Annotated in this window: 15 protein-coding genes; 8 read left to right on the top strand and 7 right to left on the bottom strand. The window is 62.5% G+C overall.

The window, feature by feature from the left end:
- Positions 1–125 precede the first annotated feature (125 nt).
- The 7 genes from Q8X48_RS21485 to Q8X48_RS21455 all read left to right on the top strand — a co-directional run bounded on the left by Q8X48_RS21485 (position 126) and on the right by Q8X48_RS21455 (position 7,357).
- Complete coding sequence (locus Q8X48_RS21485; RefSeq protein WP_015094432.1) at positions 126–1,040, top strand: LysR family transcriptional regulator; 915 nt, start codon at positions 126–128, stop codon at positions 1,038–1,040.
- Between the two features lie 69 nt (positions 1,041–1,109).
- Positions 1,110–2,618 carry a sigma-54-dependent transcriptional regulator gene (locus Q8X48_RS21480; RefSeq protein ID WP_407801436.1) on the top strand — a complete coding sequence of 503 codons (1,509 nt, stop codon included), beginning with the start codon at positions 1,110–1,112 and terminating at the stop codon, positions 2,616–2,618.
- A gap of 402 nt (positions 2,619–3,020) precedes the next feature.
- The gene (gene gcvH, locus Q8X48_RS21475) at positions 3,021–3,404 is read left to right on the top strand and encodes a glycine cleavage system protein GcvH (RefSeq protein WP_015094430.1); all 384 of its coding nucleotides are present in this window, start codon (positions 3,021–3,023) and stop codon (positions 3,402–3,404) included.
- Positions 3,405–3,436: 32 nt separating this feature from the next.
- The gene (gene glyA / locus Q8X48_RS21470; protein ID WP_407801435.1) at positions 3,437–4,693 is read left to right on the top strand and encodes a serine hydroxymethyltransferase; all 1,257 of its coding nucleotides are present in this window, start codon (positions 3,437–3,439) and stop codon (positions 4,691–4,693) included.
- Between the two features lie 166 nt (positions 4,694–4,859).
- Positions 4,860–5,849, top strand: coding sequence for a lipoyl synthase (gene lipA / locus Q8X48_RS21465; RefSeq protein WP_407801434.1), 990 nt, complete (start codon positions 4,860–4,862; stop codon positions 5,847–5,849).
- Between the two features lie 33 nt (positions 5,850–5,882).
- Positions 5,883–6,641 (top strand): M15 family metallopeptidase, encoded by a 759-nt coding sequence (locus Q8X48_RS21460; protein WP_407801433.1) that lies wholly within the window; start codon positions 5,883–5,885, stop codon positions 6,639–6,641.
- Complete coding sequence (locus tag Q8X48_RS21455) at positions 6,638–7,357, top strand: L,D-transpeptidase family protein (RefSeq protein ID WP_407801432.1); 720 nt, start codon at positions 6,638–6,640, stop codon at positions 7,355–7,357. Before Q8X48_RS21460 ends, Q8X48_RS21455 begins: the two co-directional genes overlap by 4 nt.
- A 114-nt stretch (positions 7,358–7,471) precedes the next feature.
- Here Q8X48_RS21455 and Q8X48_RS21450 read toward each other — a convergent pair whose 3' ends face one another.
- The 7 genes from Q8X48_RS21450 to Q8X48_RS21420 all read right to left on the bottom strand — a co-directional run bounded on the left by Q8X48_RS21450 (position 7,472) and on the right by Q8X48_RS21420 (position 16,955).
- The gene (locus tag Q8X48_RS21450) at positions 7,472–8,860 is read right to left on the bottom strand and encodes a purine-cytosine permease family protein (protein WP_407801431.1); all 1,389 of its coding nucleotides are present in this window, start codon (positions 8,858–8,860) and stop codon (positions 7,472–7,474) included.
- Positions 8,861–8,905: 45 nt separating this feature from the next.
- Positions 8,906–9,646, bottom strand: coding sequence for a TorF family putative porin (locus Q8X48_RS21445; RefSeq protein WP_407801430.1), 741 nt, complete (start codon positions 9,644–9,646; stop codon positions 8,906–8,908).
- A 107-nt stretch (positions 9,647–9,753) separates the two neighbouring features.
- Positions 9,754–11,493, bottom strand: coding sequence for an amidohydrolase (locus Q8X48_RS21440; RefSeq protein WP_407801429.1), 1,740 nt, complete (start codon positions 11,491–11,493; stop codon positions 9,754–9,756).
- 18 nt (positions 11,494–11,511) lie between these two features.
- Positions 11,512–13,308 carry an amidohydrolase gene (locus Q8X48_RS21435; protein ID WP_407801531.1) on the bottom strand — a complete coding sequence of 599 codons (1,797 nt, stop codon included), beginning with the start codon at positions 13,306–13,308 and terminating at the stop codon, positions 11,512–11,514.
- 201 nt (positions 13,309–13,509) lie between these two features.
- A complete protein-coding gene (locus Q8X48_RS21430) occupies positions 13,510–14,529 on the bottom strand; it encodes a helix-turn-helix transcriptional regulator (RefSeq protein ID WP_407801428.1) in 1,020 nt (339 codons plus the stop codon).
- Positions 14,530–14,616: 87 nt separating this feature from the next.
- The gene (locus tag Q8X48_RS21425) at positions 14,617–15,459 is read right to left on the bottom strand and encodes a nitrilase-related carbon-nitrogen hydrolase (RefSeq protein ID WP_407801427.1); all 843 of its coding nucleotides are present in this window, start codon (positions 15,457–15,459) and stop codon (positions 14,617–14,619) included.
- Positions 15,456–16,955: a purine-cytosine permease family protein gene (locus tag Q8X48_RS21420; RefSeq protein WP_407801426.1), complete on the bottom strand. Its 1,500-nt coding sequence runs from the start codon at positions 16,953–16,955 to the stop codon at positions 15,456–15,458. Before Q8X48_RS21420 ends, Q8X48_RS21425 begins: the two co-directional genes overlap by 4 nt.
- A 199-nt stretch (positions 16,956–17,154) precedes the next feature.
- On the opposite strand from Q8X48_RS21420, the gene Q8X48_RS21415 reads away from it, so the two are divergent.
- Positions 17,155–18,057, top strand: coding sequence for a LysR family transcriptional regulator (locus Q8X48_RS21415; RefSeq protein WP_407801425.1), 903 nt, complete (start codon positions 17,155–17,157; stop codon positions 18,055–18,057).
- Positions 18,058–18,301: the final 244 nt, after the last annotated feature.

Raw genomic sequence — 18,301 nt, 5'->3', positions numbered from 1 at the left:
GGCCTGGCGGACTGCAAGGCGACCGCCGTTGGAAAGACTATGGGCGCAGGTTTTCGTGGAAAAAATGCTAAACATCAGATACTCATATCGGCATTCCCGATGCGTCCACCGGCCAGAGGTCCAAGATGATCCAGCTGCACGATGTCGACCTGAAACTGCTCAGGGTGTTTGCCACGATTGTCCGCTGCGGCGGTTTCTCGGCCGCGCAGGCGGCGCTCAATGCCGGGCAGTCGACCATCAGTGAGCAGATGACCCACCTGGAAACCCGCCTGGGGGTCAAACTCTGCCAGCGCGGGCGCAGCGGCTTTCGCCTGACCGAACAGGGCGTGGCGATTCATGAAGCCACCCAGCGCCTGCTGTCGGCGGTGGAAAACTTCTGCATGGACGCCGACGTGCTCAAGCAGCACATCAGCGGCAAGCTCAACCTGGGGATCATCGACACCACCATCACCGACCCCGACTCGCCGATCCCGCGCACCACCCAGCGCTTCGTCTCACGGGGCCATGACGTGCACCTGAACGTGTACGTCGGTACCCCGGCGGAACTCGAGGAACGGGTGCTCGACGGTCGACTCCATCTCGCCATCGGGCACTTCCCGATCCATGTGCCGGGGCTGCTGCAATCGCCGCTGTACCAGGAAGCCCTGGGCTTGTATTGCGGGCGGCGCCACCCGCTGTTTGGCAGCCAGGCTGAAGGTGCGGAACTGCTCGAAGAAGTCGCCGCCGGGCGCATCGTCGTGCGTGGCTACATGCAGCAATACGACCTCGAGCACCTGGGCGTGAGCAAGGCGGCCGCCACCGTCGATAACATCGAGGCTTCGGCCATCCTGATCATCTCCGGCGCCTATGTGGGCTTCCTGCCCGAGCACTTCGCCAGCCAGTGGGTCAAGAGCGGCGAGATGCATCAACTGGCAGCCGCGAGCCTGCGCCTGAAGTCACCCTTCGATGTGATCACCCGGCGCGGTACGGCGCCGCCGCCCATCCTCCAGGCTTTCCTTGAGGACCTGGCCGCCAGCGCCCGTAAAACCGCCAAGCCGTGATATGACACTCGCCAAATTGAAATTTTGCCGGGCATACTGATTTTAGTTCGCCAACCTTGCAGGCCCGTCATGCGCATCCACGTCACCTTCATCGACCGCGTCGGCATTACCCAGGAAGTGCTGGCCCTGCTCGGTGGACGCAGTTTCAACCTGGACGCCGTGGAGATGGTCCCGCCGAACGTCTACATCGATGCGCCGACCCTCGGCACCGAGGTGCTCGAAGAGCTGCGCGAAGCCCTTTTCGATGTGCGCGGTGTGCAGGCCGTGACCATGGTCGACATCCTTCCGGGGCAACGCCGGCGCCTGCAACTGGACGCCTTGCTGGCCGCCAGTTCCGACCCGGTGCTGGCGGTGGATGACCGTGGTCATGTGCTGCTGGCCAACCCGGCGCTGATCGCCCTGTGCGGTCGCGAACCGGCTGGTGAGTCGCTGACCGCCCTGTTCGACGATGCCGATTTGCAGCGCACCCTGATCGCCCATCATTTCCGCCTGCCGATGCACGAGGTCAGTCTCGGCGGCCAGACCTTGCTCCTCGACGCGATGCCGATCACCGACGCCGGCGCCCTGCTCACCCTGTATCAACCCAATCGCATCGGCGAACGCCTGTCGGCGCTGCACCACGACCATGCCGAAGGCTTCGATGCGCTGCTCGGCGAATCGCCGCCGATCCGTGCGCTCAAGGCCCGCGCGCAACGGGTCGCGGCATTGGATGCGCCACTGTTGATCCAGGGTGAAACCGGCACCGGCAAGGAGCTGGTGGCCCGTGCCTGCCATGCCATCAGCCCGCGTCACGACGCGCCATTCCTGGCCCTGAACTGCGCGGCACTGCCGGAAAGCCTCGCTGAAAGCGAGCTGTTCGGCTACGCCCCCGGCGCCTTCACCGGCGCGCAACGGGGCGGCAAGCTCGGCCTGCTGGAACTGGCGGACCAGGGCACGGTATTCCTCGATGAAGTGGGGGAAATGTCGCCTTACCTGCAAGCCAAGTTGCTGCGTTTCTTGAGCGATGGCTGCTTCCGTCGGGTAGGTGGCGACAAGGAAGTACGGGTCAATGTGCGGGTGCTCAGCGCGACCCATCGCGACCTGGAAAAAATGGTCGCCGAAGGACGTTTCCGCGAAGACCTGTTCTACCGCCTCAACGTGCTCAACCTGCAAGTGCCGCCGCTGCGCGAGCGCGGTCATGACATCCTGCTGATGGCCAATCACTTCATGCAACAGGCCTGCGCGCAGATCCAGCGACCGGCCTGTCGCTTGGCGCCGAGCACCTTCAGTGCCCTGCTCGGCAACCGCTGGCCGGGCAACGTGCGACAACTGCAAAACGTGATCTTTCGCGCGGCGGCGATCTGCGAAAATCCTTTGGTGGACATCGACGACCTCGACATCGCCCGCACCGCCGTCGAGCGGCAAAACGACGGTGAAGTGGGCAGCCTGGAAGAAGCGGTTGGCGACTTTGAAAAGAACCTGCTGGAACAGCTTTATCGCAGTTATCCGTCCAGTCGGTTGCTCGCTGCGCGGTTGCAGACCTCCCATAGCGCGATCGCGACTCGCCTGCGCAAGTACGGGATTCCCGCCAAACCCTGAGTTATCTGTCAGAACACATTGTCACCGACAACACATTCCCCTGTGGGAGCGAGCTTGCTCGCGATGAGGGAGTGTCAGTCAATATCAATGTGACTGTCATGCCGCTATCGCGAGCAAGCTCGCTCCCACAGGGGACTAAGCCGTGCGCAAGATCGTCGTTCGCAAATCGATACAGCGTAGCGAAATCAAGACAAAACCTTTCCCACCCGCAATTACGGCGTCTGCGCCCACTGCCTTGTTTGCCTGTATTGATTTCAATACAGATGAAATCTCTCACGCTTAATAAAATCACTTCAAGCCATTGATTTAAAACAACTAATAAACCTTGGCACCGCCCTTGCTATCACTTCTCCAACCCCGCTCGTCGCCCCGCCACGAGCCTTAAAACAATAAGGAGTTGAGATGAGCCAATTGCGTTTTACCGTCGATCACGAATGGTTGCGCCTTGAGAGCAATGGCCTGGTCACCGTCGGCATCACGGCGTTTGCCCAGCAGGCGCTGGGGGATGTGGTGTTCGTTCAGGTGCCTGAACTGGGCGCCTTCGGTGCCGGCGCTGAAGTGTCGGTGCTGGAGTCGGTGAAAGCCGCCAGCAGCATCGGCATGCCGCTGGACGGTGAGGTGGTCGAGGTCAACGACACGCTGGAGAGCAGCCCGGAACTGGTCAACGAAGACCCGTTGGGCGAAGGCTGGTTCTTTCGCTTCAAACCGGTCGATGTCGAGGCGTTGAGCGATTTGCTGGATCAAGACGCCTATGCACGCCTGACCGCCGAACACGCCGACGCTTGAAGCCCCCACGAATCCACAAAAAGGACCACACCATGTTCAGCAAACACGACCAGATCAAAGGCTACGACGACGAACTGCTGGCGGCGATGAATGCCGAGGATGCGCGGCAGGAACACCATATCGAACTGATCGCCTCGGAAAACTACACCAGCCAGCGGGTGATGCAGGCCCAGGGCAGCGGCCTGACCAACAAGTACGCCGAAGGGTATCCGGGCAAGCGTTACTACGGCGGCTGCGAGCACGTCGATGTGGTCGAACAACTGGCCATCGACCGCGCCAGACAACTGTTCGGCGCCGATTACGCCAACGTCCAGCCGCACTCCGGCAGCCAGGCCAACGCCGCGGTTTATCTGGCGTTGCTGCAAGCGGGCGACACCGTGCTCGGCATGAGCCTGGCCCACGGCGGCCACTTGACCCACGGCGCCAAGGTGAGTTTTTCCGGAAAGCTGTACAACGCCGTGCAGTACGGCATCGACACCGCCACCGGCCTGATCGATTACGACGAAGTCGAGCGTCTGGCACTGGAGCACAAGCCGAAGATGATCATCGCCGGCTTCTCGGCCTATTCGAAGACCCTGGACTTCCCGCGCTTCCGTCAGATTGCGGACAAGGTCGGCGCCTACTTCTTCGTCGACATGGCTCACGTCGCCGGGCTGGTGGCCACGGGTCTGTACCCGAACCCGCTGCCCTACGCCGACGTGGTCACCACCACCACGCACAAGACCCTGCGCGGCCCCCGAGGCGGTCTGATTCTGGCCAAGGCCAACCAGGAGCTGGAGAAGAAGCTCAACGCCGCCGTGTTCCCCGGCGGTCAGGGCGGCCCGCTGATGCACGTGATCGCCGCCAAGGCCGTGTGCTTCAAGGAAGCGCTGGAGCCGGCATTCAAGACGTATCAGGCGCAGGTGATCCGCAACGCCCAGGCCATGGCGCAGGTGTTTATCGAGCGCGGTTATGACGTGGTGTCCGGCGGTACCGACAACCACCTGTTCCTGGTCAGCCTGATCCGCCAGGGCCTGACCGGCAAGGACGCCGACGCCGCCCTCGGGCGTGCCGGCATCACCGTGAACAAGAACGCCGTGCCCAACGATCCGCAATCGCCCTTCGTGACCTCCGGCCTGCGCATCGGTACGCCGGCGATCACCAGCCGTGGCTTCAAGGAAGCGCAAAGCATCGCCCTGGCCGGGTGGATCTGCGACATCCTCGATCACTTGGGCGATGCCGACATCGAAGCCAATGTCGCCCGCCAGGCGGCGGCCCTGTGTGCGGACTTCCCGGTTTACCGCGACTAAGCACACAACACAAAACCCTGTGGGAAAAAACCTGTGGGAGCGAGCTTGCTCGCGATGGCGGACTTTCATTCAACATTAATGCTGAATGTAATGGCCTCATCGCGAGCAAGCTCGCTCCCACAGGGTCTCCCACAGGTTCAGTACCCTGCTGCACAAGGAAAACACCATGAACGCCATTGTCGAATCGACCTGCAACAGCCCGGCCAAGGTGGAGGTCGGCACCAAGCTGCGCGGCGCCGAAAAGGTCGCGCGGATTCCGGTGAAGATCATTCCCACGGATGAATTCCCGCGCAAACCCGACTGGATTCGCGTGCGCATGCCGATCTCACCTGAGGTCGAGCGGATCAAGCAACTGCTGCGCAAGCACAAGCTGCACAGCGTCTGCGAAGAAGCCTCGTGCCCCAACCTTGGCGAGTGTTTTTCCGGTGGCACCGCGACCTTCATGATCATGGGCGACATCTGCACCCGGCGCTGTCCGTTCTGCGATGTCGGCCATGGCCGGCCCAGGCCGCTGGACGTCAACGAGCCGATGAACCTGGCCGTGGCCATCGCCGAACTGCGCCTGAAGTACGTGGTGATCACCTCGGTGGATCGCGACGATTTGCGTGACGGCGGCGCCCAGCACTTTGTCGATTGCCTGCGCGAGATCCGCAAGCTGTCCCCCGGCGTGCAGCTGGAGACCCTGGTGCCGGACTATCGCGGACGCATGGACGTGGCCCTGGCGATCACCGCCACTGAGCCGCCGAATGTGTTCAACCACAACCTGGAAACCGTACCGCGCCTGTACAAGGCCGCGCGCCCCGGCTCAGACTTCGAGTGGTCGCTGGACCTGCTGCAGAAATTCAAGCTCGCCGTGCCCCACGTACCGACCAAATCCGGCCTGATGCTGGGCCTGGGCGAAACCGACGAGGAAGTCATCGAAGTCATGCAACGCATGCGCGAGCACGACATCGACATGCTGACCCTCGGCCAGTACCTGCAGCCCTCGCGCAGTCACCTGCCGGTGCAGCGCTTCGTGCACCCGGACACCTTTGCCTGGTTCGCCGAGAAAGGCACGCGCATGGGCTTCAAGAACGTGGCGTCCGGGCCGCTGGTGCGTTCGTCCTATCACGCCGATCAACAACTTCATGGAGGTGCCGGCGGTTTCCAGCCATGATGGAGTGACTGGTCATGCATGGAGCCGTTCCCGATGCCGCGTTCACCCTGTCTGTTGTTGCTGTGCCTGAGCCTTGCCCTGCCGTGCATGGCCGACGACTCGAAACCCGGGCACATGGTGTATGTGCGCAGCGTCGACCCGGGCATCGAGCAGGACATCCGCTATGCCAGCGCGCACAATTTCACCGGGCACCCGCTCGACGGTTACCAGGCGGCGCAGTGCCTGCTGTCGCAGGACGCTGCGAAGGCCCTGGCCCGGGTGCAAAGCTCACTGAAAGCCGAAGGCTACGGCTTGAAAGTGTTCGACTGCTATCGCCCGACCCGCGCGGTGGCGGACATGGGCCGCTTCGCCAGCGAACCCGGCGACCCGCTCAAGACCGAGTTCTATCCACGGGTCGACAAGCAGGACTTCTGGCGCCTGGGTTACGTGGCCCGGGTGTCCAATCACTCCCGGGGCAACACCGTCGACCTGACGATGACCGGCCCCGACGCCCTCCCCGCCGACACCTGGACGCCTTCGGTGAAACCGGTGGATTGCACGGCACCTTACGGCGAGCGCTGGCACGACGGCGCGCTCGACATGGGCACCGGTTTCGATTGCTTCGATGAGCGCGCGCACACCGACTCGGCGCTGATCAACGCCACGGCCAAGGCCAATCGCCAGCGACTGACCGATGCCATGGCCAAGGAAGGCTTTGTGGGCTATTCGGCCGAGTGGTGGCACTTCACGTACAGCGGCAATCCGCCGAAGCCGGACGTCATGGACTTCCCCATCACGCCGCTTGCACCATGAACATTCTGCTCAAGGCCCTGTTGATGGCGTTTTTTCCGCTGGCCGCCATGGCCCAGGGACTCGACGGCAGCGACCAACTGATCGTGGTCACCAGTAAAGGCTGGAATGACATCCAGGGTACTGCCCAGCGCTATGAACGGCACGGGCAGACCTTACGCAAATTCGAAGCGCCCTTTGCCGTCGTTCTCGGCAAGAACGGCATGGGCTGGGGCAAGGGGCTGCTCGACAGCGGGCCACCTGAAGGACCGGTCAAACAGGAAGGCGATGGCAAGGCGCCAGCTGGCATGTTCAAGCTGGGCACGGCGTTTGGCTACGCGCCTTCGGCCGATACCCGCCTGCCCTATCTGTCGCTGACACCGAGCATAGAATGCGTGGATGACAGCCAATCGACTCGCTACAACGAACTGGTCGACGGCACGCTGGTCGCCAAGGACTGGAGCAGTTCCGAACGCATGCGCCGCAACGATGACTTATACCGCCAGGGCATTTTCATCCAGCACAACACCCCGGCCTCTCCCGCTGCCGGCTCGTGCATTTTCTTCCACATCTGGCGCGGCCCCACGGCGCCGACCCGTGGCTGTACGGCCATGGACCCGGCGGATATTGCGCGGCTGCTGGATTGGCTGGACCCTGGCAAATCCCCGGTGCTGGTGCAACTGCCTGAAGCGCAGTACGAGCAGTTGCGTGAGCGTTGGAAACTTCCCGAACGCCAGTAAACGCCGAACCCTGTGGCGAGGGGGCTTGCCCCCGTTGGGCTGCGAAGCGGCCCCAAAAGATGGGACTGCTGCGCAGTCCAACGGGGGCAAGCCCCCTCGCCACAAAAGCGGGTGTTAAACCCGGTCAGCCACCACAGCACTCATCGACGGCTTGGCCAGCGCGTAATAGATCACACCCGGCACCAACAAGCCGACGATCCAGGAAATGTCCACGCCGCCCAGTTGCGCAACCATCGGCCCGGAGTAGAAATGGGTGTCGACAAAGGGCAGCTGGATCAACACGCCGATCACGTACACGCTGATCCCGAGCACGTTCCAGCGACCGTAGCGGCCGTTCGGGTCGGACAGCGCCGGGATGTCGTAGCGTTCCTTGTTGATGAAGTAGTAGTCCACCAGGTTGATCGCGCTCCACGGGGTGAAGAACGTCAGCAGGAACAGGATGAAGTACTTGAACGAGTTGAGGAACGAGTACTGCCCCGCCAACGCCAGTGCGGTGGACGCCGCGACGATCAGCAGCACAAACAGCATGCGCTGGCGGGCGCTGATTTCCAGGCGGCGACGGAAGCCACTGATGATGGTGGCAATGCACATGAAGCTGCCGTAGGCGTTGAGGGTGGACACCGTGACCTTGCCGAACACAATGCTCAGGTACAGCAAGGACGCGATCACACCGCTACTGCCCAGACCGACAATGGTCGCCACTTCGTGCCCACGGAAATTCGCCCCGGCCAGTGCGGCGGCGAACACCCCGAGCACCATCGAAGCCTGAGCCCCCAGCACCGTACCGAGACCGACAGCGGCGAAGGTTTTCCACGACGACGTCTTGCTCGGCAGGTAGCGCGAGTAGTCCGCCACATAAGGGCCGAAAGCGATCTGCCAGGACGCCGAGAGCGACACCGCCAGCAGGAACGTGCTCCAGCTGAAATGACGGTTGTCGAGCAGCAGGCCGATGTCGTTGAGGGTCATCAACCGGGTGAACAGGTAGGCGAAGGCGATGATGCCCAGCACGCTGGTCACCCGCCCGACCAGGTGAATCACCCGATAGCCGAAGATCGTCAGGAACGCGATGCACGCCGCGAAAATCAGGATGCCGGCGCTGTCGCTGACACTGATCAACTGCGCAATCGCCTGCCCCGACAGCACCGCGCCGGTGGCGCTGAAACCGAGGTACATCAGGCACACCAGGACAATCGGGATCGCCGCGCCATACACCCCGAACTGCACGCGGCTGGAAATCATCTGCGGCAGCCCGAGCTTCGGCCCTTGCGCCGCGTGCAGCGCCACCACGGCGCCGCCGAGCACCTGTCCGATCAGCAGGCCGATCAGCGACCAGAACACATCGCCGCCCAGTACCACGGCCAGGGCACCGGTGACGATGGCGGTGATTTGCAGGTTGGCGCCAAGCCACAGGGTGAACTGGCTGTAGAGGCTGCCGTGACGCTCAGCCTCAGGAATGAAATCGATCGAGCGGGTCTCGATCAGGGGACTGCGTTGCGCACTCATGACGGTGTTTCCTTTGAGGAACTGTTTTTGTTGTCGGGGGTGTACTTAAAAAGTCTTGGTGGCGCTGGCAACGACCGTGGCCGAACACAGGTCGTCATAGCCATACCAACTGCTGCACTCGCTTTTCGACAAGTCCGTGTCGACGTAGCTCAGGCCCCAGGTCACGCCGACGAAGTCGCGTGTCAGCTTGGCCTCCCACTCGTAGTAAGACTCGCGGTTATCACCACTGGCGGACCAGAACGCGGGGTCTTTCACATCGTTGCGTCCAAAGCGCAGGTCCAGGCCGACTTCAGCCGGCAGATCGATTTTGTAGCCCAGGTAGGTGTAAAGGGTGTCCTGGTCCTCGCCGAAGAAGTTCGGTGTGTCCTTTGAGTAATAGGCACCGAGCTTGACGCCATACACATCGACAATGGCGTACACCTCACTGAGGTTGAATTCGGAGTTTTTCGGGTAGTCGTACTTGATGTAGCCCAGGTCCAGGCTGATGGCCTCGGTCGCCTGCCAGAAGTAACCCGCGTAGTACTCCAGCTCCTGCCGGGTATCGAAGTCGCCACCGAAATCCACGTTGGAGGTCCAGGCGCCGATGTACAGGCCACTGCTGTGCAGCAGCGTTGCCCCGCCCTGCACGGCCGGATCCCCCAGGGTTTGCGAGATGCCACGGGTACGGTAGTCGCTGACCACGCCCAGGGTCATGTCAAGGCTGAAGTCATCGTTGAGGGCCAGGGCGTGGCTGCTCAGGGGGGCCAATGCCAGTGCGGCGAGGGTCAATGCTGAAAGTGCGTTCATACAGTTCTCTTGTTGTTATGGCGTACGGGGAATTTCAGGCATGGCGATGCCAGGCCCCTCGCGCTACGAGGGGCTGGCGGTTTTTGCGTGTGTCGGGTGTTCGCAGGTCAGGACGCGGGGGCGTAGACCTGCTTGCCGGCGAAGAAGGTGTTCAGGACCTTGGTTTCGAACAGGTCGTCATCGCTGACCTTGAACACATCGCGGTCGAGAATGATCAGGTCAGCCTGCTTGCCCGGTGCCAGCGAGCCGATCTGCTTGTCCAGACCCAGGGTTTTCGCGGCATTGAGGGTGTAGGCATAGAACATGGTCTGGCGGTCGATGCTTTCCTTGGCATTGAGTACGCCCAACGGTCCTTTGCGCGTGCTGGCCTGGGCAATGGCGTTGAACGGATTGGCGCTCGACACCGGCCAGTCGCTGCCACCGGCAATCGTTGCACCGGCGTCATGCAGGGACCGCGCGGGATACTGGTAACCGTAGGCAAAGGCACTGATGTAAGGTTTGACCAGTTCGACGGTGTAGGACTCGCCGGTGGCCCACAGCAGTTGCATCGAGGCGATCACGCCCAGTTGCTTGAAGCGCGGAAACTCCTTGGGATTGACCAGTTGCAGGTGCGCGACGCTGTGCGGCACTGGCTTCGGGCTGAGCTTGCGCGCATAGGCCACGCCATTGAGCGCTTCACGCACCGCGCGGTCGCCGACGGCGTGCATGTGCACGATCCAGCCGCGTTTTTCCGCCGCCACCACCAGTTCACCGAAGTGCGCCGGGTCGGTCAGCAACTGACCATTTTTATGGCTGTTCTTGAACGGCACGATGACCGCTGCGGTCTGCCCCGGGAACTCGAGGATGCCGTCGACAAAGACCTTGATGCCGGGGAACGTCAGGTTAGGCACGCCCTCGAACTGCTTCATCACTGTGGCGATCACTTCCAGGTCGGCGGGTTTGCTCTTCGGGTTGGTGACCATCAGCGCGGCGACGTGGGCGCTGAGTTCGCCGTTCTGCGCCAGTTCCTTGTACAGCGGCAGTACGCCGACGCTTTCGGCGGTGGCATGGAAATCGAACATCGAATCTTCGCTACCGCCGTTCGCCGCCGCGTCCATCCAGGCGGTGACGCCGAATTGATTGTTGATCTTCACCGCCTTGCGAGCGGCCTTGAGCATGGCCTCCGGGGTGGGCGCCGGAATACCGTTGCGCACCACGTCCCAACGGGATTCGGCAAAGTAGCCATTAGGGGTGAAGTCCGCTTCATGGCCGACGTAACCGCGCTCTTTCTCCGGCAGGCTCTTGACCAGTGCCGCGTCGATGTTCAGACGCTTGAGCATCGCGTTGTTGGCCCAACCGGTGTGGCCGTCGATGCCGCTGAAGACGACAGGCTGATCGGCCCAGCGCCCCTGATTGAACACCTTGCCCAGTTCACGGCTTTTTTCCCAATAGGCCGAACTGACCCCGGCGACGCTGATCACATCGCCAGCCCGGGCACGCCCGGCCTTGTCCTCTTCGATCAGCCACTGCTCCAGTTCGGGCAGCGGTTTGACTTCGTCCAGCAGGTTGGCCTTCATGCTGTCGAACGCCCCCACCACCGGGTGGCTGTGGGTGTCGATCATGCCTGGCATCAACACCTTGCCCGCCAGGTCGATGCGCTGGGTCTTGGCATCGGCCAGGGCGTTGATTTCGGCATCACTGCCGACTTTCAGAATCTTGCCGTCTTGCACCGCAACAGCCTGCACCAGCGCCTGGCCGGGTTCGGCGGTAAAGACCTTGCCGTTGAACAACACCAGGTCAGCGGCGGCCATCGCCTGCACCGACGACAAGGCCAGTGCGGCGGCCAACAGGTTTGGAATCAATCGCATCGGAACGCTCTCTAGTTTTTATTGGGCGGATCGGGAAGTAACAGCCTGGGAAACCACGTTTGGCGCAAGCCCCGGGAACGGCGCCTTGGCCCACACGACCTTGCCGCCGACCAGCGTCAGCAGCACGCCATTGCGGCCCAGCGCCTCCTCGGGCACCTGCATGAAGTTCTTGTCGAGCACGATCAGGTCAGCGAACTTGCCGACTTCGACCGAGCCCAGCACCGCATCCAGCTTCAGCTGTTGGGCGGCATTGAGGGTGATGCTGCGCAGCACTTCGGCTCGCGACATAGCCGGATCGTTGTTGAGTCGCCCGGCATACTTGGGTCCATAGCTATGCGGATTGGTGGGGTCGCCGGAGCGGGTAACACCGACTTTCAGCGCCAGGAACTCATCGAGGGGATCGACCGGCCAGTCGCTGCCAAACGCCACACGGCCACCGGCATGGGCGATGCTGCCCGAGGGCTCCATGCGTTCGAATCGCTCGGCGCCGAGGTGATCGCTGGTGCCGTCGACCGTGGACGGTGCCTGCTGCGCCCACTGGAACGACATGGTGGCCGTGACGTCCAGTGCCTTGAAGCGTGGGTAGTCGGCAGGATCGACCGACTCGGCGTGGGCGATGGCCGGGCGCAAGTCCTGACCGGGCAGTTCCTTGCGCACGTAGGCGACGCTGTCCAGTGCATCGCGCACCGCGCGCTCGCCGGTGGCGTGCAGGTGCGGATCGAAACCGGCCTTGACCGCTTGCAGCAACAGCGGATTGAGCACCTGCGGCGGGAAGTACAATTCGCCCAGGTTCTTGCCCGGCGTCCACTTCGGCGCCTGTTCGGTGCCGCTGTTGTGCAGATACGGGGTCAACAGGGCGCCGGTGTCCGCCGGGGCATTGATGATGCCGTCCATGAACAGTTTGACGTGGCGCATGTTCACGCCCGGCGCGACATGCACTTCGCCCTGGTCGTAGGTGTTGGCCAGGGCCTTGGCCTCGGCGATGGTTTTGACCGGGTCGGCGGCAGCGGCGGCCGGGTCCAGCTTGATCGCCAGCAAGGCCCGGGCGGTCAGTTCGCCGGACTTTTGCAGGTTGGTGAAGGCCTTGGAGCTTTCCGGTCCCGACAGGGCATCGAAGAAGCTGGTGATGCCCTGTTGGCGCATGGCGTCGAGGGCCGCACGGGTCTGGTTGAGTTTTTCTGCATCAGTGGCGGGCGGCACCATGGCAGCCAACGACTCGGCGGCGCCGTCCTCGCAGATGCCGTTCGGATTGCCGGCGCTGTCACGTCGGTACTTGCCGTCTTCGGGGTCGGGGGTGTTCTTGTTGATCCCGGCCAGTTCCAGGCCGCGAGAGTTGGTCAGCACGGTGTGAAAATCGGTGGAGCGCACCTGGATCGGACGCCGGGTCTTGAGCGCGTCCAGGGTCGATTTGTCGGCGTCGCCGTCAAGCCCGGTCATGCCCATGCGGTCCCAGCTGCCGACTTCCAGCCAGACATCCGGTCCCTTGTCCTTCTCGGCATCGAGACAGGCCTGGATGCTCGCCTGAAACTGCGCGCGGGTCATGGTCTGGTATTTCAGGTCGCACAAGGTCATGGCGCGACCGCCATCCCCCGGGTGCATGTGCGCATCGACGAAGCCCGGCATCAGCATGCGCCCGGCCAGGTCGATCAGTTGTGTCTGCTTGCCGATGTAGCCATCGACCCCGGCATCGCTGCCGACGTAGACGATCTTGCCGCCCGAAATGGCGATGGCCTGCTGCACGGAATTCTGGCCATCGACCGTGTAGACGTAGCCATTGCGCATGACCGTGTCGGCGGGTGTCGCCGCCAACGCCATGCCGGAGAATGTCGTGGTCGCCGCAATGGCGACAAAAAGCCTGGAAAGTCTCAAATGCCTCACCCCTGTTCTTATTGTTTTGAAGCGGCCCGAACGGCTGCACAAGCCCTTGTATAGACAGGGCCTACCCTATAGGGCGTAGCGTTCGAATGGACCTCTGCAAATGAGGAGGGGTCAGGCAAATAATTGAAACGGCTGGGATTAATCCCGGCGCACGGACTCCGTCAGCGCGCCCGGCGAGCGCAGGACCGAGCCCAGTTCCACCTTGCTTTTCACACCGAGCTGCAAGTAGCAGTTACGCAGATAGGTGCGCACGGTCGCGGGGCTCAGGGCGAGGAGTTTGGCGATCTCTTTGTAGGAATGGCCGGCGGCGAACAGCATCGCTGCGCTGCGTTCCCGTGGTGCCAGGCCGTCTCCGCCCGAGGGCGCATCGAGGGACAGGATGACGTGCTCGGCGTTGGGGCTGAGGGTCAGGGCGCAGCGGCCCAGACGGATCACACAGGGAGCTTTGGACAATTGCGCAATGACGTCGACCGGCAGTGTCGAACCGCTCCAGCCGGGCAGTTCGCGCTGAATCGCGGCACACAACCGGGCGCCGACATAGAGCAGACTGCCGTCCATGCGCGCGATCCCGGAGTCGCTCGCGCCATTGTCGGTGTCGAAGCGGATCATGTCCTGCACCTGAAACCGCCACAGCTGGAACAGGTGTTCGCAGTAAGCCGAAAACAGCTCGCCTTCCGTTTCATTGAAGGCCTGCTCATGCTCACCACGGTAGAGGCAGACGAAGAACATCAAGCCGCTTTCCGGCAGCTCGAAGGTGATGCACATCAAATGAAACAGGTCGTGACGCCGGGCGAAGTCGTTGACCGCTTCGCAGGGGTCGTTGAAACCGCTGTCGCGCAACACCTCGCCGGGTTGATTCAAGGTGGTATGGGAGAATTTGTCGTTGGCCGCGACCGGATGCCATTCGGCGACAAAGGATTCGGGCAGGTTGATGCGTCCGTGCATCCAGCTTTGCGGGTTGGTGTTGCTCGGTGGCGACATTTCGCCCCACCACGCAGAGGTGAAGGGCACCAGTTGAGCGAAGGTTTGCAGGCCATCGGCGATGAACCGCGACGCCCCGCTTTCCCGTGCCAGCCGTCCCAGGTGCAACACACAATGATTGAACGCCTTCAGCGTGGCCAGCGACCTGTTGCCGTCAACCTTGTTTGCCCCCCCCATTTTTGCGATCCCGTTCACTGCATGGTCTGTTGCCGCGACGATGCCATAGGCTCGGGAATGGCGTCCAGCTCGCCGTGACATCAACGGTTACAAACTGCTGTTCAATCCGTACAACTGTGGCCGGCGGTCCTGATGCAGGTCGTTGCGGGCGCTGATGCGCTTGTTGCGCGCTTCGGCGAGGTTCAGCGTCGCCAGCAGGATCTGCTCGCCGCCCTGCTCCGCCGGACCGGCCAAGGGGTAACCGTCGGCATCGACGATGACCGACCCTTGCACCCAGCCGACCCCGCGCTCATGGCCATAGCGATCGCATGCGGCGATGAACATGCGGTTCACCGAGGCATTGGCCTGCACCCGCAAGACTTCCGCCGGGCGCTCGGTCTGCGGCCGCGGACCGTCGGGCCAGTTGACCGGCGCGCACAACAGATCGGCGCCGGCCAGCGCCGCAAGACGCACCCACTCGGGGAATTCCAGGTCGTAGCAGATCAGCATGCCGAGCCGTCCATGCGTCGTTTCGATCACCGGAGGCGGCATATCGCCGGCGGTGAAGATGTCCTTTTCGGCATCCCACAGGTGCGCCTTGCGGTACACCGCGCGCAGGCCATTGGCGTCGATCATCGCCGCGCTGTTGGCCAGCTCATCGCCGGGCAGGCGTTCGCAGAAGCCGCCGACGATCACCAGGTTCAGCTCACGGGCCAGGGCCTGCCACAACTGCAAGGTCGGACCGTCAACGGTTTCCGCCAGGCTCAGCGCTTCGTCGCGGTCGGCAAACACATAGCCGCTCTGCACCAGCTCAGGCAGCACGACGACTTGCGCCCCCTGGTGCGTCGCCTGGCGAATCGCGCGCTCGGTGAGCGTGCGGTTGTAGGCCAGGTCACCTATTTTCGGTGCCAGTTGGCAACAGGCGACCACGGTATTTTTTGCGTTGTTCAACGCCCTGCCTCCGCAGATGAATGGGTCATGGCGACGATGTCGCTCTCGCTCAGTGCATCGATCACCCGGCGTTCGGCGGCCAGGTCAATCGAGCGGCTGAGCAGGTAATAGGTCAGCCCCGACACCACCAGGCCCACCAGCCAGGCAATGTCCACGCCTTCGAGCACCCGCGCCAGCGGGCCGACAAACACCTCTTTGCCGGCGGCGGCATCGAAGATGTAGAAGAACGGCACCATCGCGGCGAAGCCGATCAGGTACGAGACGATGCCGCGAAATTGCCAGGCGCCGTAGATGCCCTTCGGCGTGAAGAAATGCGGGATCGCATAGCGGCCCTTGCGCACGAAGAAGTAGTCCACCAGGTTGACGGCGGTCCACGGCACGAGGAAGTACAGCAACAGCACCAGGAAGGTGTTCAACAGCGCGATGCCGTCCCCTTTGATCGACAGCACGCAGGTCAACAGAACCACGCTGATCACACTGATCGACAGCACGCGGGCGCGGGGTGTCGGGGTGATTTTCCTGATCGAGTCGACACCGGTCAGCAGTGTCAGCATGGCGCTGTAGGTGTTGAGCGCGATGATCGGCAGGAAGCCCGCCACCGAGACGATCACCAGCAGATTGCCCAACCCCGGCACCATGGAAGAACCGACCTGATTCAACGCCACCAGTGCATCCGCGGCTTTCAACTGCTGCGCCAGCCAGGCGCCGAGGCCGATCATCCAGCTGCCGGACAACGAGGCACCGATGAACACTGCCGCGATCAGTTTCACCCGGCTGGTGTTTTTCGGCAGGTAACGGGAATAGTCGGACACGTAGGGTGCATAGGAAATGTTGTAGCTGGCACCGATGGCGAACAGCGTGGCGAAGGCCACCCAGTTGAAGCCCAGATCGGTCGCCGGCGTGACGCCTTCCTGACCCGCACCGAACATCAGGGCGATGGTCACCAGGGCGTACAGCGGCAAGGTCGCCAGCAAGGCCCACTTGAACGCCTTGTGCATCAGGTCGTGGCCGTAGATCGACAACAGCGCACCGATCAGCACCACGGTGACGGCGACGATGGTCGGGTCGATGCCGAACACATGTTCAAGGCCGTTCATGATCAGCGAGATGTTCACCACGTTGAATCCGACGAACACGAACATGGTCGCCATCAACGCCAGGATCACCCCGCGATAGCCGAACTGGGCGCGGGACTGGATCATCTGCGGCAGGCCCATTTCCGGGCCCTGGGAGCCGTGGAACGCCATGAAAATGGTGCCGAACATGATGCCCAGGGCACCGGCGAGCAGGGTCCACAGTGCGGACAAGCCGAGGCTCGGGCCGACAAAGCCGATGGAGATGGTGAAGAAGTGGAAGTTGCCCAGGAACCAGAACGGCCCCTGGCTGCCGAGTTTGGCGTGACGTTCGTTTTCCGGAATGTAATCGATGGAGTGGCCTTCGATGGCCAATCCGCCACTCGCCTCGGCGGCGCGCGCAGACACTGGGGAACCTGACATACGATTGTTCCTATGCGGGTGTTTGTTGTTTTTGTGGTTACAGCGCTCGCTACGACGTCCAGATCAGGTGAAACTCCAGAAAAAGCTGACGATGACGCTGGTTTCACGGCAATGTAGGGCGTGAGTTCGGGCAGTAAAATATCGCAGGCACACTGTTCACATAGATCAGCGCCTATGTAATCGAGAACCGGGAGCCCCCATGCTGGGAACTGTAACGGAGCTGGATCTGCGTCTGATCCGGGTATTTCTGACCGTCGTCGAGGCCGGCGGCATCTCGGCGGCGCAAACCGCCCTCAACACCACGCAACCGACGATCAGCGCGCAATTGGCGACGCTGGAAGCGCGGGTCGGTTTTCGTCTGTGCGAACGCGGGCGTGGCGGGTTTTCCGTCACGCCCAAAGGCACGCAGTTCATCGAGGCGGCCCGACGCTTGCTGGCGGCGGCCGAAGGATTCCGGGTCGAGGTACAGCACATCAACCGCAAAGTCTCGGGCAGCATCAACATCGGCCTGCTGGGGCAAATCGATCCGGTGGCGAACAAGAAAATCGGCCTGGCCATTGCCCGTTTGCGGGCTCGGCACGAGGGGCTGTACTTCCATTTCACCGAGCTGTCGTCGTCCCTGCTGGAAGAGAAAATCATCAACGGCCATATCGACCTGGCCATTGGTTACTTCTGGCACCGCTTGCCCAGCATCGATTATTTCCCGCTGTTCCCGGAAACCCAGATTGCCTACTGCGCCCCCTCGCATCCGCTGTTCGGCAAGGTCGGCGCACTGACCCGCGAAGATGTCAGCGGCTTTGACTGGGTCTGGCCGAGCCATCCGCTGCCGGAGATGCCGGCCCCCACCTCCCTCGAACGCCTGACCGTGCTCACCGACAGCATGGACGGCGCCGCCCTGCTGATCCTGTCCGGCCAGCACCTGGGGTTTCTGCCACAGCACTACGCGACCCGGCATGAACAGCTGGGGCAATTGCACCCGCTGAACCCGGATCTGCTGCGTTATGAGGTGAGCTTTCATGCGGCGGTGCGGCATTCATCTCGTCAGAAGGATCTGGTGAGTGCGTTCCTCAACGAGCTGATGGAGATTTTCGGAGCGGTGTAGATCCCTGTGGGAGCGGGCTTGCTCGCGAAAGCGGTGTATCAGCCAACATCAATGCTGGCTGTAATGACGCCATCGCGAGCAAGCTCGCTCCCACAGGGGTTGGTGGGTGTACGCAAAATCTGCGAGCAACCGGGATTACTGTGGGAGCCTGCTCGCGAAGGCGGTGGGTCAGCTGACATCAACGCTGGCTGTAATGGCGCCTTCGCGAGCAGGCTCGCTCCCACAGGGTTAGTGGGTGTACGCA

It is taken from the genome of Pseudomonas sp. QLc11A (assembly GCF_052112305.1).
Lineage (GTDB): Bacteria > Pseudomonadota > Gammaproteobacteria > Pseudomonadales > Pseudomonadaceae > Aquipseudomonas > Aquipseudomonas laurylsulfatiphila.
This window is presented reverse-complemented; position numbering and strand designations above follow the sequence as displayed.